The sequence below is a fragment of the Collimonas arenae genome, from assembly GCF_000786695.1.
Taxonomy (GTDB): Bacteria; Pseudomonadota; Gammaproteobacteria; order Burkholderiales; family Burkholderiaceae_D; genus Collimonas; species Collimonas arenae_A.
The window spans coordinates 2,090,407-2,111,025 of record NZ_CP009962.1; the positions used below are offsets into that span (position 1 = coordinate 2,090,407).

Consider the following 20,619-nt stretch of genomic DNA (forward strand, 5'->3'; position numbering starts at 1 on the left):
GCGTTATTCCTACCTATGTCAAAGAAGCAAATCCGCCTCAACGCGTTCAACATGAATTGCGTCGGGCATATCAATCATGGCTTGTGGACCCATCCACGCGACCGTTCCATCGAGTACACCAGCATTGAATACTGGACCGAACAGGCCAAACTGCTGGAGCGCGGCAAATTCGACGGCCTGTTCCTGGCCGATATTGTCGGCGTCTACGATGTCTATCAGGGTTCGGCTGATTTGACCCTGCGCGAGTCGATCCAGCTGCCGGTCAATGATCCTTTGCTGCTAGTGTCTGCGATGGCGGCCGTCACCAAACATCTCGGCTTTGGCGTCACCGTCAACCTGACTTACGAAGCGCCGTATTTGTTCGCACGCCGCATGTCGACCCTTGATCACCTGACCCGCGGCAGGATCGGGTGGAATATCGTCACCGGCTATCTCGACAGCGCCGCCCGTGCCATGGGCTTGAGCGAACAGCCGGAGCACGATACCCGCTATGAGCGTGCGGAAGAATTCATGCAAGTGCTGTACAAGCTGTGGGAAGGCAGCTGGGAAGAGGGCGCGGTGCTGCGCGACCGCCAACGCAGGGTCTTCGCCGATCCAGCTAAAGTGCATCGCATCAGCCACCACGGCGCTCATTACCAGGTGGATGGCTACCATCTCAGTGAACCATCGCCGCAGCGCACGCCAGTGCTATATCAGGCGGGCGCGTCGGACCGCGGCCAAAAGTTTGCCGCCGCCCATGCCGAATGCGTATTCATCTCCAGCCAGAAACCGGAAGCAGCGCGCAAGCTGGTAACGGAGCTGCGCGACCAGGCAGAACTGGCTGGCCGCCGCCGGCAAGATCTTAAAATCTTCATGGGTATTTCGGTCGTCGTCGCACCCACCGCCGCCGAGGCGCGGGAAAAGTACGCCGAGTACTGCCGCTACGCCAACCCGGAAGCCGGCCTTGCGCACTTTGCTAGCGGCACCGGCTTCGACTTTTCCACCTACGGCATCGATGAGCCGATCAAGCCAGCCAGCAGCAATGCCATCCAGTCCTCCGCTAAGGCCGTGAGCGCAGCTGACGCAGGCTGGACCGTTCGCAAATTGCTGGACCAGCTGGAGCTGGGCGGACGCTATGTCACCATCGTCGGTTCTCCGCAGCAGGTCGCCGATCAATTAGAGGCATGGGTGCGCGACACCGATATCGACGGCTTCAACCTGACCCGCACGGTAGCGCCGGAAAGCTTCGAGGATTTCGTCAATCTCGTCATCCCCGAACTACAGGCGCGCGGCTCCTACAAGCTGGATTACGAAGAAGGCACGCTGCGCGAAAAGCTGTTCGAATCCGGACAGGCCCAACTACCAGACCGGCATCCCGCAGCCGGTTTCCGGCAACCCACCCGATAAAGTCATCGCCAGATCGCCGTTGATTCAATGCCGGCAAGATGTCATGCTGTGCTTTCGCGTCGCCGAATCCGGGCGATTTGAAAGATCAGACGATTCTTGGAGGAGTGGCCTATATGCCAATCACCGTGCGCAGCGCCGAAGCGCAAGACCAGGCGGCTTTACAAAGGCTGTTCCTGAGCACGCGTCGCCAGACCTATACCTGGATGGATGTCGGCGCCTTCCGTCTGACGGACCTGGAGCAACAGACCCGTGGGGAAGCGATCCTGGTGGCAGAAGATGAGCTGGGAGCGATAGCCGGCTTCATCGCAATATGGGAACCTGACCATTTCATCCACCATCTGTATGTCGTTCCAAGCCAGCAAAGAAGGGGAGTCGGACGCGCATTGCTGGCAGCGCTTCCCGGTTGGCCTGTGCAAAAGTATTCGCTGAAATGCCTGCTGTTGAATCATGTTGCGGCAACTTTCTATCGCGCAAACGGGTTTGTGGAAGCCGGGAGGGAAGAGGGCGAAGATGGCGAGTACGCCGTGTTCGAGTCAGGCAACGATGCCGCCCGGGATGCCTGATTGCCTGCATGCTGCCCAAGCCACCGCAGGCGCTTTTTCCCTGAATGCGCTACAGTACGCTCCATGAAACTCCTACCTGAAGATCTCGAAAAAATCGCCGCTCTCACGCTAGAGCACTACAACCAGCGCGCGGAAGATTTCCGCGAAGGCACGCGCGACCATGACGTCAGCCAGAACATTGCCGCTTTGCTGCGCAACATCAACGCCACGCCGCCATTCACTATCCTCGACGTTGGCTGCGGCCCCGGCCGCGACTTGCGCACCTTCAGCAAGCTAGGCCACATCGCTATCGGCGTTGAAGGAGCCTCGCGTTTCGTCGAAATGGCGCGCACCGACAGCGGCTGCGAAGTCTGGCATCAGGATTTTCTCCATCTCGATCTCCCCGCCGGCCGCTTTGACGGCATCTTTGCCAACGCTGCGCTATTCCATATCCCCAGCCAGGAATTGCCACGCGTGCTGCTGCAATTCCGTGCCGCGCTCAAGCCCGGCGGCGTCCTGTTCAGCTCCAATCCGCGCGGCAGCAATGAAGAAGGCTGGAACCACGGACGTTACGGCAGCTACCACGATCTCGCCGCCTGGCAAGCGTTCATGTCGGCTGCGGGTTTTGTGGAACTTGAGCATTACTACCGCCCTGAAGGTTTGCCGCGCGAGCAGCAACCCTGGCTGGCCAGCGTCTGGCGCAAACCCGAAAATTAAACGTAAGCAGTTGCCGTAAAACGCATAGCAAACCATACAAGATGGTCTGGTTGCGGGTTTACTATATGGCTTGATGTTCTTGGAAAAGGCATCGTTCGGCGGCAGGATTACCGGTGCGGGAAATGACCAGTCGTCCTGTTCGTGAAGAAGGGCAGTACAGCAGTAAAACCAGAGAAGTTTTTTGTAGTACCGCAGTAATAAGACGCGGACCGCATGGGTAGCAGCCCATACAGTCCGCTAACCACCCTCAACGTAAAGAGAAAGAGTTGAAAATGGCTAAGCGCAATTCTACGCGAGACTCACTCGCGCCCACAACAACAGACCAATCAGAACAGCTAAGCGTTTCCTTCTATACGGAAGACAATGCAGAAACACTTTGGATACGCCTCAGCGGCAGCGGTCTCAAGCGGTCTGGCTTCACCTCCGAAACCCCCATGCGATACAGGATCATGAAAGGTTGTTTGCTCATGACCAGTGACTGACGCCAGATCTCAAACCAATACACCTAATCAAATTTAAGCCGTTCCTTAATCCAATGCGTTGGATTAGGGGATGTTTCTTTGTTGATATGGTGCGTGGATTAAAAATACAGTCGGCCCAATTCGTAGAATCGGGGTTGGATCATGCAATGACATATTGCCGAAACAGGAAACTGAAAGATCCGACACAGGAATAGCGTGATCTGATTCTGATTTTCCGGGGCAGCTAAGTTCCTATCTATTTTGTACATACGTTCGTATATGGCTTAAGTAGTGCCGGTCTGTTTATTTACATCAAAACGACTGTACTTTGCTTTTTATGAATGTTACATTTTTGATATTATTATTTGGCTGAAGGGATATGACATGCCACATTGCGGCGATCCGAAATGTATTCCTTGCAATGCCGAATTTGGAAAAATACCACCTCCGCCACCGCCATTTCCTTGTCGAGATTCTTGGTATGGGGTGCAACAGGAAGCTGAACGCATCATCGCTCCTGATGGGAGGCTGATTTTCAATCCTATTGAGCGAAATAGGCGCATTAACGCCGCATATGCAAAATTGTGGCTGGATGACCGTCGTTTTCAATGGGCAGGACTGGCAGCATTCGCGTCGAAGCAGGTAGGTTGCGGATTATTGAATGCCGCTGACATGATTCGCAAATCCAATCAGCAGCGTGATGCATATAAAAGTTGGGCGAATAGCGCCGATCCGTTGGAGCGCCTCTCTCCATTCGCGTCGCCGCCGATGTCGATAATTGATCAAACTGCGAGTAGGGGAGCGCAAAAAATTTATCATATGCTTGCGTTGGGCAACACAGCGCTGTTTTTGGACATATGGCCTTTGCATATGTTTTACAAGCGATATGGTCTATCGCGATTGCGGGCTTGCTTACCAATTCGCCAGACATTGGGTGGCTCTACGCTATATAGTGGAATTTGGCCAATTGGCCATAAACTCGCATTCGGAAGAGATTATCCGGAAATTCTGCAAGGGTTTGAGGCGATAGAATCCGGGAGTATTACGCGTAGTGTAAATTTTCTGGCCAGTCACGAACAAAAGAATATCTTGCAACCCGCTATATACGAAGATGCGGAATTTCAAGCTTTATTGAGAGCAAATCAGGTAAGTTTTGTGACATCAATGCCATCTGGTTTGGCGACCGAGATCCAACTGACTCTAGCGAATCAATGCAGTCTGCCAAGCAGTGATCGTCGTACCGTATCCTTTAGCCATAGTTCAATTGCGAATTTGTCGAACATCAACGAGAGGATGGTTTTTGTATTGCGCGCAGCAAATCGATTCAATGAATTGCTTGATGGTGCATACGAAAAACATCAAGTTGAATTTGCTATCCAGAAAATAGCGGCTGGGGAATCATCATGAGCAAAGATAAAGCGGCATTTTTCAAAATTTTTTTGGGCATTCTTTTATGTCCTTTGGCGCCAGCATTTGTAGTTTGCGTCTATATCGGGGGCGTTCATTTTTTTAGTGTTTTTACCTCTCTGCTCTGGGTGTTTTTATTGGTGATAATTGAGTCATATAAACTTACGCTGGCATTTGCTGTGCCTGTAGTAATAATTTTGGGCCTCGCAAGAAAATTCACATTTCGGCCGCTGCTACTTGCCAGTATTGTTTGCGCGATCATTTATTCGATTGCTCGCAATTTCCCACTGCAAAATAATTACGATTTATTGATGGAGCAAATCTTGATCTTTACGCCGCTTGGTTTATCGGCTGGAGTGGTGTTGGGTTACATTGCCTGTCCGAGCGATAAATAGCGATCGAAGAACCGGTCGGGAGCCGGTTTTGCAGCGACACATTTCCGAAAAAGAAAATCGAAGATTCAATCTAGGCTTGCATGCTATTCGACGGGTGGAGCATTTGAAGTCAGTAGTCAAGGCCGGCAAGCCAGGAAAGGCTTGAGATCGGATCTTGCAAGAACACATTTCGCGACTGCACTTTTCTTCGAGTTATCTAACGCGAAAAGTGGCGAATTGTGTCGGAAAAATATGCAGTTCACCAAGTTTTCTTGCGGGAGTGCAGGCTAAATCATTGGCTGCGAAAGCCCCAGGTTGCCATCTTCGTTGCATGCTGGCAGCGCATATAATTGCCAAGATGTAACATTTGTTTGCAGTTTAATACTGCAATATGGTATAGAGTAAAGGAGCGTGTTGACGCGTTGCAACCCCGCCAGCGGCTCAAATTTACTAGTGAATAAGCCCGTATAACTTCATGCATCTGCAACGAGAGCCGTGGCATTTCGATGCTACGGTTTTTTAGCTTTTGCCTCGCATACGATGAGAGATTCAACCCATGCGTCATTACTTAAAATCTATTCGAAGGTAGTCAATGGCTAATCTTAGTGCAATAGGAAACAGTATCAGCCAGCAAAGCCGCCTTCTTAAACTGGATACCCCGCTCGGCGCCGATGTCCTGCTTCCTCATCGCGTGGTTGCCCATGACCGTCTGGGTCGGGGTTATACCTACACCCTCGATGTGCTGTCCCTGCAGAGCGATATCGAGCTCAAGCAGTTGATCGCCCAGCCGGTGACGCTGTGGATCCAGCAGGCCGACAAGCGCAGCTACCTGCCAGTGCACGGCTATGTGCATCAAGCCGGCATGCTCGGTCACGACGGCCAGTTCACGGTCTACCAGCTGGCTTTTTCTTCCTGGCTGCATTTTCTCCAGTACCGGCAAGATGCCCGCATCTGGCAAGACAAGACTACCGATGACATCATCAGCGACGTGTTTGGCCAGCACACGCAGGCACGCGGCAATTTCCGCTTCGATCTGACGCAGCCCGCGCCGTCGCGCTCCTATTGCACACAATACGAGAGCGACTGGAATTTCGTGATGCGGCTGATGGAAGAAGAAGGCTGGTACAGCTATCACGAACAGAAGCAGGATGGCTCAGGCCATACGCTGGTGATCACCGATTCGGTGCACCAGTTGAAGCCGCTGGCGCCGGAAGAAATCCGGTTCCACCGCGCCGGCAGCAACGATGAAATCGACAAGATCACCCGTTGGGGCGGACAGCGCAAGCTGCTTAGCCGGCAATTGTCGAGGGTCACCTACGACTACAAATCTCCCGGCAATAATAAAGCCACCAGCACCTACACCCTGGACGGTCATGGCGCGGTGCCGAATCAACTGGAAGTCTACGAATACACGGGTAATTACACCTATCTGGAGCGGGATCGTGGCGACAAACTGGCCAAGATCAAGGTCGAAGCCTGGGAGTCTCAAGCCAAGCGCTACTTTGTCTGGTCGAGTGTTTCTCGCCTCGCCGCCGGCGTCGGTCGCTGGTTCAGCCTGGCGGATCATACGGATCACGACCGCGATTCCGACCAAGATCGCCAATTCATCGTCATCGGTCTGCATTGGTATATCGAAAACAACCTGCCACTGTCGACGACGGTCAATCATTTCCCCGGCAGTTTGGAACAGCAGATTGCCGACGCCAAGCAGCAAACCGCGACCAGCGACAAGATCACCAACGAACAAAGCGGTTATTGCGTCAACAGCATCGAGGTACAGCGTCGTACGGTGGAATACCGCAGCCCGTTTGAACACCACAAGCCGGAGATGCATGCACAGATCGCCACGGTAGTGGGGCCCGACAGTGAAGAGATTTATACGGATTCCCTCAACCGCGTCAAAGTGAAATTTCCATGGAACCGCTTGAACCCTGGCGATGAAAAAGCGTCTTGCTGGGTGCGGGTCAGCTATCCGAATGCAGGGCAAGGTTACGGCGCCCTCAATGTGCCTCGCATCAAGCAGGAAGTGGTGATCACCTTCCTGGGCGGCGATCCTGACCGTCCGCTGGTGACTGGCCGCGTCTACAACGGCGCACAGACGCCCGATTGGCATACCGATGGCAAGCTGTCGGGTTACAAATCCAAGGAATACAAAGGCAGTGGATTTACGCAGCTGGTGATGGACGACAATACCAACCAGAACCGGGTCCAGCTCTATAGCAGCAATACCAATGCCCAGCTGAACCTGGGTTATCTGGTCGGGCAGCAAGGCAATACCCGCCAGGCGTTTTACGGTTCGGGATTTTCCTTGAATTCAGATGCTTTTGGGGCCATTACCACCCATCAGGGGCTGTACATCAGCACCTTCGGCCGCCCCGGTGCGCAAGGATCGCAATTGGATGTGCGGGAAGCGCATCAGCAACTGGAAGCTGGTCAGAATCTCACCAAATCGTTGTCGGACACCAGCAGCAAGGCCAACGCCGAGGCCCTGGATGGACAGGAATCGCTGAAGAAATTCACCGAAGCGACGCAAGACAAATACGAGGGCGAAGGCCAACAGCAGGCCAATCGCTTCAAGGAACCGGTTCTACTGGCGGCATCGCCAGCCGGTATTGGTCTGGCCACACCCAAGAGCACACATATTCACAGCGGCGAGAATGTGACGCTGTCATCAGGCACCGACACCAATCTGGCGGTCGGCAAGAGCCTGGTCGCCAGCATCAAGGAAAAACTCAGTCTGTTTGTGTATAACGGTGGTATCAAACTGTTCGCGGCCAAAGGCAAAGTCGAGATCCAGTCGCAGAGCGACAACCTGGACATCATTGCCGAGAAAGTGCTGCGCTTGATTTCCACGACGGACAACATTGAAATTTGGGCCAAGAAAGAAATCACTATCGGCGCTGGTGGCTCGGCGATCAAGATCAACGCCTCGGGAATTACTGATATCACGAACGGCCAGCGGATTATCCATCAAGGTGATTTCAACCTGACTGGGCCGAAAACCGTACCATTCCCGATGCCGACGCTACCCAAGAGTATATGCGTGGAATGTTTGATGAAACGCGCGATGGGGCGGTCCGCCTTCATTAACAAGGGAACACAATGATGGTGATGCAAGAATTCCTGCAGCAATGGCAAGCGCTTCCTCAAGTACCCGATCTGCATCTTTATGCCATCGTCGATTCGGCGCAGGACGCTCGTTTGCTTGCCAAGTTGCATAAAACGACGCCATGGATGCACAGCCAATGCTTGTTGGCCGATGTGCAAGGGCCAGAACTCAGCAAGGCAGCTCCCCATCTGGCGACATTGCCATCAGTTGCAGAAGAGTCAGAAGCATGGCTAACGCTCTTTCGTAGCGCAGCCTCAAATCCAGCCAGCCTCAGCATCATCGCCAGTCGGCAAGAGTTTGCGCCACTTCATGCTCACCTGGAGCAGTTCACGGAAATCGTCCTGCCGGACGGCGACGAAATGCATTTTGCATTCTGGGATCCAGCAATCCTGGGCACCTTGGTCGGCCAGAAAGACGACAATACCCTGCATGTCTCGGGGCCTGTATTGTCGGCGCGCCAGCGCAGCCGGCTGCTGACAGGGATCAGCGCGTGGTGGTATTTGGATCGCAACAGGCAACTGCGTCAAATACGTGACGAGACCCCGCAGAGCGACGCTGGTCAGGTGGCGTTGCCACTTAAGCTGACGCAGGTCCAGACAGATATGCTGGTCGAAGCAAGCGTGCCCGATCATCTGCTCGGGCACATCAAGGAAAATCAGCCGCAATTGCTGTTCGATATTCCAGAGGGTGAACGGTATGCACGCGTCGAACGACATCTGCTGGAGGCACGCAAACTCAATTTGCGCAGCATGCAGGACATCATCAATTATATTTGCGCGGGATTGATTTACGGCAGCCAGATGCAGCAGAACAGCGTCATCGGAGAGTTGCTGGACAAAGTCAAGACGGGGCAGATCAGTTTGCCGGAAGCATTGGAGCAGTTCCCATGAGATGGTCATCAGGTAAAAAATTATTTGTCAGAGTATTACTATTCTGTGCTGCGTTTTCTCCTCTCATTGCTTACTCAAAAAATGAGGTGGTGGATCATTGGCTGGAACCATTGTTCATGCTGCTTCTGCTTTTCGGATCACCTCTGCTTGTTGCCTGGTTATTCTCGAAAGCATTCGGCAGGAACTATATGGCGCAACATTTCGTCGCTATTGGTCTTTGCATCTTCTCGGTAATAGGGGCGTGGCTGGCCGTTCCCATTTTCTTTGCTCCCGTTGGTGTGCTGCTTTCAATTTCCAGCTGGTTCAAATTCAAGCGCCAAATGGATCAAAAAGGTGAGACAGGGTATTGGCGCGCTGGTTTGTTGAATGCCCTACCGCTGGTGTGTACGATAGTGATAGTGTCCTTTGAATATCACATGCTCAGTACAGAACGTTGGAATTGATGACGATATTTGGCATTCACCGCAATATATCGGGCCGCATGCTAGTGCTTGGATCGCTCTTTTTTCTCTTTGCTTGCGGAGAAGGAAAGCAAAAGGGAAGTTTATTCGCGACAAAACAAATAGTGGTCGATGTTGTTGTCTTTAACTATTTAAATCGTCCGATCTATGACGTGTATCTGGATGGAAAAATGGTCGGTGGCTCGGCCTCTTTGTCCGACAGTCCTTACGGACAGTTCAGTACGATTGCTGGCGTAGTTGTCCCCTTGGGGCCGCAAACTCTGACCTGGATCTTGGATGGCCCAAAAGGGATGTTTCGTAACGGAGAAATTGATAGCGTTAAAAATTCCTTGGTTATTACCCCGGAATTAGTTCCGCCAGGCGTTCGTTCCCTGGGAGTTCACATTTATCCGGATAACACGGCGGAACTGATTTTCTCGAAAGATGTTTTGGAACAAAGTGAACGCGGTTTGGTTTATGCCAAGGAGTTTCAAAAGCATAATGAGTGAGGAAAAATCTGTAATTTCTTCTAGCCTGAAAATTGGAAAAGTTTTAATGAGCATGATTACGCGCCGTAAAGTCCTAGGCGGCTTGGCTGGTTTGAGTTTTCTGTATCCGCTAGTCGCTTGTGGAAAAGGAAAATTATTAATGAATAAGAATATTACATTGGACGTAGTGTTGTTCAGCTACTTGGACAGGCCGATTTTTGATGTGTATCTTGATGGTGGAGATATAGGTTTAGCTGGGGCATGGCTACACAGTGGTAAAGCAGTAATGACCGGGGGAAATATTCCTGTCGGTTCTCAAACCTTGACCTAGTGGTTAGGTGGCCCACGTGGAATGGTACGTAACGGCGGAACTGTTACTGTTAAAAATGCTCTTGTTCTTACTGCGGATAAAATCCCACCGGAGGCTAATTATCTTGGTGTGCATATCTATCCGGACGACACTGCAGAACTCATTGTGTCTCAATGTATGCCGGAAAAGAGTGTGCGCGGTGAACAAATAGCGGAAAGTTATCGTGACCATGGCAAATGAACAGCTACAAGTCAATTTGCGCGAGATCGATTCATGGCAGCCAGATGCAGCAGAACAGTGTCATCGAGGAGTTGCTGGATAAAGTCAAGGCAGATTTGGATTGGTTCTGGACAGAAAAAAATCTCAAAATTGCCCCTCATCAGACTGGGGGAAAGAATTTAGTGATGGGGGCGTTGCGACAATTGATACGGCGCGATTAAAAAAACTATAGGACATTCAGGTCTGTAAATTGGAGCAATCTTAATGAACGTTATTACTCGCCGCAAAATCCTCGGCAGCTTGGCCAGCTTAAGCCTGCTCTACCCACTAGTAGCATGTGGAAAAGGAAATTCATTTATGACAAAAGAAATCGTAATGGATGTAGTAGTGTTTAATTACACAAGTAGACCAATTTATGAAGTGCTTTTAAATCATAAAGTGGATGGCGGCGGTGCCGCATATGATGGGGGAAGAGGCATTGTCGTTGGAGTCACTGTTCCTATTGGTCCGCAGAACCTAACTTGGCGATTGGGCGGTCCACGCGGTATGGCACGGAATGGCGAAACCGTGAAAGCTAAAAATTCTCTTGTTCTAACGCCTGAACAAATTCCCTCTGACGCACGATATATGGCAATTCATATTTACCAAGATGAAACGGCTGAGTTGACATTTGCGCGTTATTTGCCGGAGGCGACACCGCGGGGGCAAAAAATTCTGGACGAGGCTGAAAAACATGGAAGATAACAAAGGCAAGCTAGAAGCTGCTCAGGCTTGTAACCGGGATGTTCCGACCGGTACTCCTAGTCCTAAACAAGATTGTTCTGATATCGTCAATATAAGTGTGTTTTTTGACGGCACTGGTAATAATAAAGACGTTGATGAATCGGATCATAAGTGGAGCAACCCTGCGCGCATGTGGTTGGCTGCAGTACAGCGGAAAGAGCAAACTAATTATCCTATCTACATTTCTGGTGTCGGTACCCCTTTTAATAATACCGCCACAAAGGGACTTGAGAAATGGTGGATTGATAAAGAAGATGGCCTTCCTGGAAACGTTAGTGGGGCCGGTGGTAGCCGTCGTTTGGATTTTGGTCAAGATAATATCAATAGTACGTTGCGCCAAGTGCTACTCAACAACGCCAAAAAGCTAGGAGTTACGACTAAAGCGTACTCAGAAAATGGTAAGAGTAAAAGTCTTGGCGAATTGAAGACCGCACTGGATAAACATCGTTTGATCAAAATGATCAATTTGTCGATCTTCGGTTTTTCCCGTGGCGCTGCTTTGGCGAGAGCATTTAGTAACGATTTTTTGAGCCTGTGCGGGACAGATAGCAATGGACAGAAAACCTATAACGGCTTCCCGATTCGTATTCATTTTGTTGGATTGTTCGACACGGTAGCATCGTTTGGTATCCCTGCCACCAACATAGATTGGCCATGGACAGAAAAAAAACTCAAGATACCCGGTGAGGTAGAGCGCTGTGTGCATTACGTCGCTGCGCATGAATTGCGGTTTTCTTTCCCCTCAGACTTGATCCGTGATCATGGCCGTCTGATGTCCAATTGGACGGAGACAGTCTATCCTGGCGTGCATTCGGATGTTGGTGGCGGATATTTGCCGTTGACCAAGGATACTAAAGATAATCCCGACGATTATGCCGCGACTCAAGGTCTTTCCAACAATTATGCTCGTATACCAATGCACGACATGATGAACGAGGCGGTCAAAGTTGGAGTGCGTATGTTGGCCTATGACGATATTGAAAAAATCAATGCCCCTTTGTTTGATGAACGTTTCGCTATTGAATCTAAGGCAATAGATGATTTCAGGCGTTACATGGCGGCGGTGCCAGCGGGTAAAACAACGGAGGAAACTGTTACAGCGCACATGAAAGCTCTGTATTCTGCTTATGGCACTATGACACGTAAGGGAATGAAAACACCTGATAAGGTTGCGTCTGCGGGGAGCGTGAAGCACGCTCTGTTTGGACACGTAGGAATGGCAAGTGAGGTTGGGGCATTGCAACATCGTGGTAAAGCCGCGAAGTTGCTTGTGGAGCAGGCGAATTTGCCGCATATCTTGCAATTTTATGGCACAACCTACTCACAAGTTGTCCGCCCTGAGGCTTGGCGTTTGCAAGCATGGGACAGCGATGCTAACGAGGCAATTGTTACATTTATAAAAAACTGGGTACATGACTCTAAAGCTGGTTTCATCAATAGTGTAGAGCCATTCAGTTATTTCCGTGGTCGCGGGATGTCCGAATCAACAAGGAATGTGCTTGCCCAAGGTTTGCAATGGTTTGATGCAAATATAGAAGCTGCGAAAGGTGGTGTGATCAAGATTTATCACGCCGCCGAAGGGGTGGTGGTGGAAACATGGAAGCAAGGCGTGTTGACGGCTACCCAGACCTACAAAGTCGGCGAGAAATTCACAATCGATACAATAAACGCTGGAGAAAAATATACCGTTGAGGTGTACAACACCGGCAAACAGATCGTGATCTCGACTGTAGATGCAGGCCAGAAAATGATCGTCAGCTCAATCAATACTGCACAGAAGAAAGCGAATGAACTGGCGGACGCCGCTCAGAAAAAGGCGTCTGAAGTAGGGCAAGAAATCCAGCAAGGCGCGACGAAACTTTCAAACGAGGCTGGTCAAGCCTACGATGCGGCAAAAAAAAGTGCGTCCGACCTGGCGACCCAGGTTGGACAGGGCGCCCAGCAAATGTCGGATGCTGTCGGTAATAAAGTCGACGCCGGTATGAAGGCAGTTGACGATGGCTGGAAAGCGACCAAAAGTCTCTTGGGATTTTGATGTATATGATTTTCAATCAAAGGAGAGCTTAACAAATGGCTCTTTCTATCATTCGCTTGGGCGATAAAACCACGCACGGCGGTGTCGTTATCAGCGCATCGCCGATTCACGTCATTCACGGCCTGGGTATTGCCCGCGTGGGTGACATGGTGACCTGCCCGCAAACCGGACATGGCACCAATCCCATCATCGAAGGTTCGCCGACATTTACTATCGACGGCCGTCAGGTGGCTTTGCACGGACATCATACGGCTTGCGGTTGCGCCTTGATTTCCAGCATGCCGACTGCTTCGCAAGGGTGATATGTTGAAATTAACTGCATTTTTTTCATCCCCGAGCATTGCCGTGCGCAGCATCACGTGGCTGATCACATTTTTGCTGTTGACGATGCTCTGGGTATTTCTGTTGCGATTCCTGCCCGTGAACGGCTTATTTCATTATCTCGGCACACTTGGCATGACTGGCACGCAGACCATCATGGCAATCACTCTGTTGCCGCCGCTGGCGCTGTCCTTGTTGAGCTGGATTGGCCTGCAAGTGTTTACGCCTCCGGCAGCGGCGCCAAACGTAGCTCCTGTGCAGCCACCGACCGAGGCTATCGTGGATGCACCAGTAGAGATGCCGCGTATCGCCGCGTGGAGCGCCGTGACGCCGTTCGGTGATGCCGCAGCTACAATAGCAAGTAGCCAGGAACAAGAAAAAATCTTCCGTCCCGACCATACTATTCGCAATACTGAAGGCCATCCAGTCCATGCCGCGATGGTTGAAAAATTACCCCTGGAAGTACTCGACTATCCGGTCGAGACCCGTTCTCGCGCTATGCGCATCACCGCGATGCTGGTGACCGTACTCGATACCCTGTTTGATCAGCGGGAGGAATTGGCGCAATCTGGCACGGCGCCTGTGTCGGTCTACTGGCTAGTCCCGGAGGCGCTACCGCTGGATAATGAAACACGTCTCTGTTTTTCCATGGCTTGGACACATTCCTCCTGGCGCAATGTGGGCTTTGATTTACATCTTTTGCCTGCCGCAACAGAAAGCGCTTACGGTGCTGTGAATGCATTGCAGCAGCATATGAGCAACGGCAAGATGCCTTATGTTTTGCTGCTGGCGGCCGATAGCCTGGTGAATCCGGATGAATTGCTTTCACCGCTGGCGCTAGACCAAGTATTTTCCAGCAAGATAACGGATGGCTTTGTTCCGGCGGAAGGAGCGGCAGGACTGTTATTGGTCGATGCGGCATTCGCTGCGCACTCACAGATGGATGCGCTTTGCTCGCTTGGCACTGTGCAACGTGCTTTGCGCACCTCGGATCGCACCGCAAAAGGAAAAGCTGACTCCAGCACGTTGACGACTTGTATCACTAAGGCACTGGAAGCCTCCAAGATAGAGGCCGGTGAGATCGGTAACGTTATTAGCGATACCGATCATCGATTTTCCCGTACCGCCGAGGTGATTGATGCGATAGGGCAGACATTGCCTGAACTTGATCCATTGTCACAGCGGATCGCGCCGATGGCCTATGCAGGATCCTTTGGCGTGGCGTCGGATCTCATTCACATCGCATTAGCTGCCGAGATGGCGACGGCAACCGAGCAAGCGACATTGGTTGTCAGCGTAGCTGAAGCACGACAAACCAATGCGATGATGGTTTTGCCAGTTCAAGCCTGATGGAGTGACTGGCTGGCAGCGTTAAATTCGTTACTTCATGCCTGCCTTTGTTTGTTTGGGGCCTCCTTCAGCGCTAGCGATCTCCGCACTTCTGCATATAGTGCAAAGACATAGTGCCACGGAATAATTAAAGGAACGTTCCTGACCCACAGGATGGTGATGGCCATCGTCTAAGTGGCGTCGTCAATTTGTTCAACGGTCCTTACGGACAGTTCAGTACTGGGAACAATAAGGATGTAGACAAAAAACCAAGAAATGGAGCAACGTTGCGCACATGTGGCGTTCGGTGGCGAAGCTGACACGGGTACAGACCGATATGCGGGTCGAAGCCAGCGGGTCTGATCATATCCTTGCACGCATCAAGGATATTCAATCGTAATTGTTGCTCGACTTGCCAGAAGGTGAGCAATACTCAAGCATCAAGAAACATCTTTTTGGGTTGTTGGGTAATGTAAAAATTGCCCAAATCAGCCTATCAAAAGCATTGGAGCAATTCCCATGAATGCCTTAACTATCCGTAAAATCCTCTGTGGCTTAACAAGTCCGTGTCTACTTTATCCACTTGTCGCTTGCGGAGAAGAAGCCCACAAAGAGGGGTTATCCATTACAAAGCAGGTAGTAGTAAATGTTGTTGTTTTCAACTATTTAAATATACCGATCTTCGATGTGTTTTTAGACGGGAAAATGATTGGCGGTTCTGCGTCTTTGTAGGAAAGCCCATATGGGCAATTTAGTACGGTCGCAGGCGTCTCCATTCCTTTTGGAGTTCAAACGCTCACTTGGCGTGATGCCGGCTCGGGGAGAACGTTTACTGTTAAAAATGCGCTTACCTTAACTCCCGAGAAAATTCCGCCGAATGCTAGCTCCTTGGGTGTCCATATTTATCCAGATAACACGGCGGAATTGATTTTCTCGAAAGATGTGCTGGAGCAAAGTAAGCGCGGTTTAGGTTATGCCAAGGAGTTTCAAAAATATAGAAAATGAACAATTACAATCGGCTATAGCGTCTGGTCGTGATATGCCAACTGACTGATTTTTCCAGTTCAAGTCTGACAGGGGACCGGCTGGCAAGGTTGAATTTGCTTCTTCATGTCTGCCTCCGTTTGTCTGGTGTTTCTTTCAGCGCCAACGATCTCCGCGCTTCTGCACATAATGCACAAAGACATAGCGCCAGGGAATAACAAATGGAACAATCACAACCCACAAGATGGTGATGGCCATCGCCAAAGTGGCGTCGTCCATTTGTCCGCTCGACCATAGCGGAGCGGCCACGACGATCAGCCAGATCGACTTCCATGCCAATTCCCAAAGCAGTACGGGCAACATCAGTAGCGGATATCGCAGTCCTAAGATTGCGAGGAGCCAAAAGGCGGCCAGCATGCACTGGACCACACCTTCCATCAGTTCCCAAGGTTTGTGATGGCTGATGAATCCTGGCCATATCACGACTGCGCCTAGCCCAACGACGATGAGAAGGTACAGGGCTCTTAGCAAATACAGGCGAAATAACGATACGTCATTCATGCTGGCAACTCCTGTGTGTCGGTGCTCTGGCTGGCGGCTGTTAGAAAAGACGGCTCACTTCTCTCCTGGCCGTTATTCGACTTCCTTCAGAACCTTTTCAATCGCTGACAAGCGCGTCTTGACGTCCGACAGCGTAGCGTTGATGGAAGAAAGCGTCGTCGCGGTCTCGGCCTGGGTTGCCACTGCTTTTGCGGCTATCTGCCGATGGGCATCATCGCTGGCGAGACGAGCCTTCGCCTGCTGGATCACCGAGAAGTAGCGCATGCCGAAGACGAGCAAAATCGTGCCGAGTGCGAGGCAGATTGTTAAAAGGTAGATGGTTTCGGACATGATGCCCTCTATTTTTCAAGATCGGTTGTAAGGGATTTCGCCGCCTCAGCAATCATGGCCGGGGTGAGTTCGACGGCGAAGCTGGAAACTTCGAAGTAGTTAAGTGCCTTGCCATCCCGGGACAACTCAAGTTGACTCGTGACGAGGCCGGCGTTTTCAAGTTTCTGCAGGTGCAGGTGCAGTAAAGGGCGGCTAATGCCGATTTCGCGCGCAAGCTGACTGACGTAGTTACGGCCGCCAGTCGCTAGCGTTGCCATGATTCTCAACCTATGCGGATTGGCCAGCGCCGCCAGCATGGCCAGCAACTGATCCCCATTTTTTGAAATGTTTTTAGTTTTCACGTGTAAACAATATCTTACAGGTTGCGGGAAGTAAAGGGGAAATTGATATCGGTCCAGGCAGCGTCATGCGACACTATTGGACAGTCCGCCTCGCGGAAGCCTTGATGTAGCGGATTTCTGCTCCCGATTTCTCCGCATCGAAATAGCTTGTACAGCTTGTTTTCATCGCAAGACGAGATACCGTTTATTATTGGCGTGTCAGTTCGATTGTTCAGCAACGCCTTGCCCACCCCATATGAATGCATTATTGATCTTGACTATTCTCATAGCCGCCATCGTACTGGCGGTTTGGATACCAAAATTTCGCCTGAAGCGGGCAATGCAGTCCCGTTTTCCGGATCGGTTTGTCGTGATCCTGACAAAAAATATACCGATTTATTCGAGAATGCCGAGCGACTTGCAACTACAGTTGCAGCAGCTGATGAAGCAATTTCTTCATCAAAAGAAATTTTACGGTTGCGGCGGACTGGAAATTACCGACGAAATGCGGGTGACGATAGCTGGCGAGGCTTGTTTGTTGCTGCTGAATCGCCGCACGCGCGTCTATCCTGAGTTACGGTCGATTCTGGTTTATCCTGCTGCGTTCGTTGCGCCGAGAACCGACGTGGCTGCGGGTGGGGTTGTGACGCACAGTAAGCAGGGCTTATTGGGAGAGTCCTGGGGCGATGGTCGTGTGATATTGGCATGGGACCATGTGCAACAAGGCGCCAGGAATTTTGCCGATGGACATAATGTGGTCCTGCACGAATTCGCACATCAACTGGATAGCGAATCCGGCACTACCAATGGCGCGCCGCTATTGAGAAACCTGTCGAGTTATCGAAGCTGGGCGGCAGTATTCACGCGGGAGTTTGCGGCGTTGCGAGCAGACGCGCTGCAGCACAACGAAACTTTGCTCGATCAATATGGCGCCACAAATCCGGCGGAATTTTTTGCTGTCGCAACAGAGACGTTTTTCGAAATGCCAGCACAAATGGCTGAACAGCACTCCGAGTTGTTTGAAGAATTGAAGAAGTATTACCGGATCGATCCGCAAGAGTGGCTATAACATTTTCAAAAACGTCTTGGAAATCTTCATTGATTGAATGAGTCGATCAAAGGACGGATTTTCCGCTTCCAAAGTAAGTATCCGTCGTCATTGAGATGTATGTGGTCGCTCGTTACATCGCTTCTTAAACGTTGATTGCGCGATAGAACAGAATTCAGATCGACGTAGTTGATATTGTTTTCCCGGCAGAATCGGGAAATGGCCTGGTTCAGTATTTCAATCTCCTTGTTCTTTGCATCCTGGTTCGGGACGCTCATATACAGGGTGGATTGCACCGTTACCTTCGCCCCGGTATCGGCTAAAGCGGTTATTAAATTCTGATAATCGGCGGCTATTTGTGGCGCAGTGTGATCTCCCCCGAGGATGTCATTTACACCGATCATCAGGAAGACGTACTTTGCCCCGGTTGAACGAATGCTCGGCAAGCGATCGATGACGCCGGTTACCGAGTCGCCGCCTATGCCGCGGTTTGCAATACGAACCTCAGGAAATAACTCAGACCAATGACCACCCTCGGTAATGCTGTCTCCGACCATCACCACGTCATAGGATTTTTTGTCGGCCTCGAATTCCCTGACCCGGTCATCGTAATAGGGATAGTGGCCGGCGCTATGCGCTGTAGAGGCAAACAGGAACAATGCAATAGCCAGAGCTCTCAAAAGCGATGTAGTGGAGAGGGCATTCATGGCGTCTTTCTGAAAATGTGCGTGCCTATTTATCCGCACACGATGAAGGTCATTTTAAACAGGAGACCAGATTCCATTTTTTTCTAATTAACCGTCGTTTAATCATGCGTAGGGTCAGAGTGATCGAAAGGGGCATAGCCCTGTTCTATTAAATGGACATGAAGCTATCGCTTACCACGCAGACCGAAAATAAGCATGACGAAAGGATAGGCGAGCAGTCCTGGAAGAGCAAAAAACGGGTTGGCATAGTAATTGGCTGCACCAGCTGAGAGCTTGTACGTTAATACGCTTAAAAGAACAAAAGCGCATGGACGCCATAAGCCTTCCGAAAGCGCCCATGGCATTGGAGTGAAAAACCCGAGCCAGCAAAAGCACATTTTAATCGTTCTCCGCTTTCCATCATCGCGTCTCAACAAAACCAACTTTTTCATCATCGGGGAGTGTGAATGCTATTTGATCAATCGGGAGATGTTGCCGCAGGCCCACTTTTGGAGCAATATTGATCCGATTAAGCCCGTCATTGCACAGATGCCAGCTTCGGACCTAATTACCTATCGTATATATTCCCGGTTTTACACGCCTACAGACGCTAAGGGGGGCAAGCCTCTTACGCGGGGAGGCAGCAAAGTGCTTTCTATAAATCAAAATCAAATTCGGAGGATCAAAGAATGAATCCTAAGGTTGATGCATATCTAAGCAAGGCAAAAAAATGGCAGGAAGAATTTGAGAAATTGAGAATGATCATTCTCGACTGCCAGCTGACCGAAGAATTGAAGTGGGGCGTTCCTTGTTACTCGCTCGATAAAAGAAACATCGTTTTAATACATGGATTTAAGGAGTACTGTGCGGTCCTGTTTTTCAAGGGGGCTTTGCTGAAGGACCCCAAGCATATCCTCATCACTCAGACTGAGAATGTGCAGTCGGCGCGCCAGATACGGTTCACCAATGTGCAGGAGATAGTAAAGATGCAGGCCATCTTGAAGTCCTACATTAATGAAGCCATTAAAGTGGAAAAGGCCGGCTTGAAAGTGTCCTTTAAAGAGACGACGGAATTCACGAATCCTGAAGAATTCCAACGTAAACTAGATGAAATTCCTGCCTTGAAAACTGCTTTTGACGCGTTGACTCCAGGGCGGCAGAGAGCTTACCTTCTTTATTTTTCCACAGCAAAACAATCCAAGACCCGAGAGTCGAGGGTTGAAAAAAATGTGCAGAAAATTCTCAATGGACAGGGCTTGGATGACTAATAAGTTCGATGAGGCGTATTGCTTCAGGCTTCATCAGGCATGGGGTACTCGATAAGTTAGAGTTATATGACGCTATTTGCCACCGGCCATAAGCGGAATTTCGCACATCAAATTCAAACCGCTCATTGGTGCGGAAGTTATTGACAACCATTCGTGTTAATTTCCAGGATACGGGAGGAGTAGCAATGGTACATTCCACAATTGAGCGCTGGCACGAGATCGTCAAATCGCGTGACATTACTTCCTTGAAAGCATTGCTCGCCGATGATGTGGTCTTCGAATCACCTGTTGTTCACACGCCCCAAAGTGGCAAAGCGATTACGATCAAATATCTGACCGGCGCCTTGCATATCTTAAATAACGGCACGTTCCAATATTTGAATGAATGGCATGGCCCTCGTTCGGCAGTGTTGGAGTTCCAATCAACGTGCGACGGCATCCTGGTCAACGGCGTAGACATGATCACATGGAACGATAACGGCCTGATTACACACTTTAAGGTAATGATCCGTCCGCTAAAGGCTGTCAACAAAATCCACGAATTGATGGGTCAGATGCTTCAGCACGACGGAGTACAACAGCGATAAAATTGGTATATCGCTGCAATTGGC

Annotated in this window: 24 protein-coding genes; 20 read left to right on the forward strand and 4 right to left on the reverse strand. The window is 50.6% G+C overall.

From position 1 onward, the window contains the following. The first annotated feature begins 15 nt into the window (after window positions 1-15). The 17 genes from LT85_RS09400 (at window position 16) to LT85_RS26495 (ending at window position 15,543) form a co-directional block, all read left to right on the forward strand. Window positions 16-1,386, forward strand: a complete 1,371-nt coding sequence (locus LT85_RS09400) for an LLM class flavin-dependent oxidoreductase (protein WP_038487838.1) — start codon at window positions 16-18, stop codon at window positions 1,384-1,386. A gap of 113 nt (window positions 1,387-1,499) precedes the next feature. Continuing rightward, window positions 1,500-1,949 (forward strand): GNAT family N-acetyltransferase, encoded by a 450-nt coding sequence (locus LT85_RS09405; protein WP_038487841.1) that lies wholly within the window; start codon window positions 1,500-1,502, stop codon window positions 1,947-1,949. A gap of 63 nt (window positions 1,950-2,012) precedes the next feature. Continuing rightward, on the forward strand, window positions 2,013-2,645 hold the full coding sequence (locus LT85_RS09410; RefSeq protein WP_038487844.1) for a class I SAM-dependent methyltransferase: 633 nt from the start codon (window positions 2,013-2,015) through the stop codon (window positions 2,643-2,645). Window positions 2,646-3,397: 752 nt separating this feature from the next. Then, window positions 3,398-4,513, forward strand: a complete 1,116-nt coding sequence (locus LT85_RS09415; protein WP_156117476.1) for a DUF2515 family protein — start codon at window positions 3,398-3,400, stop codon at window positions 4,511-4,513. Then, entirely contained in the window at window positions 4,510-4,908 is a 399-nt protein-coding gene (locus tag LT85_RS09420) for a hypothetical protein (protein ID WP_038487846.1), read from the forward strand. The genes LT85_RS09415 and LT85_RS09420 overlap by 4 nt, the downstream gene beginning before the upstream one ends. A 571-nt stretch (window positions 4,909-5,479) precedes the next feature. Beyond that, window positions 5,480-7,993 (forward strand): type VI secretion system Vgr family protein, encoded by a 2,514-nt coding sequence (locus LT85_RS09425; protein WP_052134967.1) that lies wholly within the window; start codon window positions 5,480-5,482, stop codon window positions 7,991-7,993. Continuing rightward, complete coding sequence (locus LT85_RS09430) at window positions 7,990-8,886, forward strand: DUF4123 domain-containing protein (RefSeq protein ID WP_081992206.1); 897 nt, start codon at window positions 7,990-7,992, stop codon at window positions 8,884-8,886. Before LT85_RS09425 ends, LT85_RS09430 begins: the two co-directional genes overlap by 4 nt. Continuing rightward, complete coding sequence (locus LT85_RS09435) at window positions 8,883-9,329, forward strand: hypothetical protein (protein ID WP_038487849.1); 447 nt, start codon at window positions 8,883-8,885, stop codon at window positions 9,327-9,329. The genes LT85_RS09430 and LT85_RS09435 overlap by 4 nt, the downstream gene beginning before the upstream one ends. Continuing rightward, on the forward strand, window positions 9,329-9,835 hold the full coding sequence (locus LT85_RS09440) for a hypothetical protein (RefSeq protein ID WP_038487852.1): 507 nt from the start codon (window positions 9,329-9,331) through the stop codon (window positions 9,833-9,835). Before LT85_RS09435 ends, LT85_RS09440 begins: the two co-directional genes overlap by 1 nt. Beyond that, window positions 9,828-10,145, forward strand: coding sequence for a hypothetical protein (locus LT85_RS09445; RefSeq protein WP_156117477.1), 318 nt, complete (start codon window positions 9,828-9,830; stop codon window positions 10,143-10,145). The genes LT85_RS09440 and LT85_RS09445 overlap by 8 nt, the downstream gene beginning before the upstream one ends. Before the next feature lie 21 nt (window positions 10,146-10,166). After that, complete coding sequence (locus LT85_RS26935) at window positions 10,167-10,364, forward strand: hypothetical protein (RefSeq protein ID WP_216595057.1); 198 nt, start codon at window positions 10,167-10,169, stop codon at window positions 10,362-10,364. Then, complete coding sequence (locus LT85_RS09450; RefSeq protein WP_038487857.1) at window positions 10,361-10,564, forward strand: hypothetical protein; 204 nt, start codon at window positions 10,361-10,363, stop codon at window positions 10,562-10,564. The genes LT85_RS26935 and LT85_RS09450 overlap by 4 nt, the downstream gene beginning before the upstream one ends. Window positions 10,565-10,607: 43 nt before the next feature. Next, window positions 10,608-11,087 carry a hypothetical protein gene (locus LT85_RS09455; protein WP_156117478.1) on the forward strand — a complete coding sequence of 160 codons (480 nt, stop codon included), beginning with the start codon at window positions 10,608-10,610 and terminating at the stop codon, window positions 11,085-11,087. Continuing rightward, window positions 11,077-13,161, forward strand: a complete 2,085-nt coding sequence (locus LT85_RS09460) for a phospholipase effector Tle1 domain-containing protein (RefSeq protein ID WP_052134971.1) — start codon at window positions 11,077-11,079, stop codon at window positions 13,159-13,161. Before LT85_RS09455 ends, LT85_RS09460 begins: the two co-directional genes overlap by 11 nt. Window positions 13,162-13,196: 35 nt before the next feature. Beyond that, on the forward strand, window positions 13,197-13,463 hold the full coding sequence (locus LT85_RS09465) for a PAAR domain-containing protein (protein WP_038487863.1): 267 nt from the start codon (window positions 13,197-13,199) through the stop codon (window positions 13,461-13,463). A gap of 1 nt (window position 13,464) precedes the next feature. Beyond that, a complete protein-coding gene (locus LT85_RS09470) occupies window positions 13,465-14,832 on the forward strand; it encodes a hypothetical protein (protein WP_038487865.1) in 1,368 nt (455 codons plus the stop codon). A 498-nt stretch (window positions 14,833-15,330) separates the two neighbouring features. Further along, complete coding sequence (locus LT85_RS26495) at window positions 15,331-15,543, forward strand: hypothetical protein (RefSeq protein ID WP_156117479.1); 213 nt, start codon at window positions 15,331-15,333, stop codon at window positions 15,541-15,543. Between the two features lie 408 nt (window positions 15,544-15,951). On the opposite strand, the gene LT85_RS09475 is transcribed toward LT85_RS26495, so the two are convergent. The 3 genes from LT85_RS09475 to LT85_RS09485 all read right to left on the reverse strand — a co-directional run bounded on the left by LT85_RS09475 (window position 15,952) and on the right by LT85_RS09485 (window position 17,027). Then, window positions 15,952-16,356 (reverse strand): hypothetical protein, encoded by a 405-nt coding sequence (locus LT85_RS09475; RefSeq protein WP_038487870.1) that lies wholly within the window; start codon window positions 16,354-16,356, stop codon window positions 15,952-15,954. 72 nt (window positions 16,357-16,428) lie between these two features. Continuing rightward, window positions 16,429-16,686 carry a hypothetical protein gene (locus LT85_RS09480; RefSeq protein ID WP_038487873.1) on the reverse strand — a complete coding sequence of 86 codons (258 nt, stop codon included), beginning with the start codon at window positions 16,684-16,686 and terminating at the stop codon, window positions 16,429-16,431. An 8-nt stretch (window positions 16,687-16,694) separates the two neighbouring features. After that, a complete protein-coding gene (locus LT85_RS09485; RefSeq protein ID WP_038487876.1) occupies window positions 16,695-17,027 on the reverse strand; it encodes an ArsR/SmtB family transcription factor in 333 nt (110 codons plus the stop codon). Between the two features lie 235 nt (window positions 17,028-17,262). Here LT85_RS09485 and LT85_RS09490 point away from each other — a divergent pair, with 235 nt between their 5' ends. Continuing rightward, the gene (locus tag LT85_RS09490) at window positions 17,263-18,075 is read left to right on the forward strand and encodes a zinc-dependent peptidase (protein ID WP_038487879.1); all 813 of its coding nucleotides are present in this window, start codon (window positions 17,263-17,265) and stop codon (window positions 18,073-18,075) included. 26 nt (window positions 18,076-18,101) lie between these two features. On the opposite strand, the gene LT85_RS09495 is transcribed toward LT85_RS09490, so the two are convergent. After that, on the reverse strand, window positions 18,102-18,761 hold the full coding sequence (locus tag LT85_RS09495; RefSeq protein WP_038487881.1) for a GDSL-type esterase/lipase family protein: 660 nt from the start codon (window positions 18,759-18,761) through the stop codon (window positions 18,102-18,104). Window positions 18,762-19,429: 668 nt separating this feature from the next. Here LT85_RS09495 and LT85_RS09505 point away from each other — a divergent pair. Both LT85_RS09505 and LT85_RS09510 read left to right on the forward strand, forming a co-directional pair. Next, window positions 19,430-20,008, forward strand: coding sequence for a YdeI/OmpD-associated family protein (locus LT85_RS09505; protein ID WP_038487887.1), 579 nt, complete (start codon window positions 19,430-19,432; stop codon window positions 20,006-20,008). Between the two features lie 185 nt (window positions 20,009-20,193). Further along, a complete protein-coding gene (locus LT85_RS09510; protein WP_038487890.1) occupies window positions 20,194-20,595 on the forward strand; it encodes a nuclear transport factor 2 family protein in 402 nt (133 codons plus the stop codon). Window positions 20,596-20,619 lie beyond the last annotated feature (24 nt).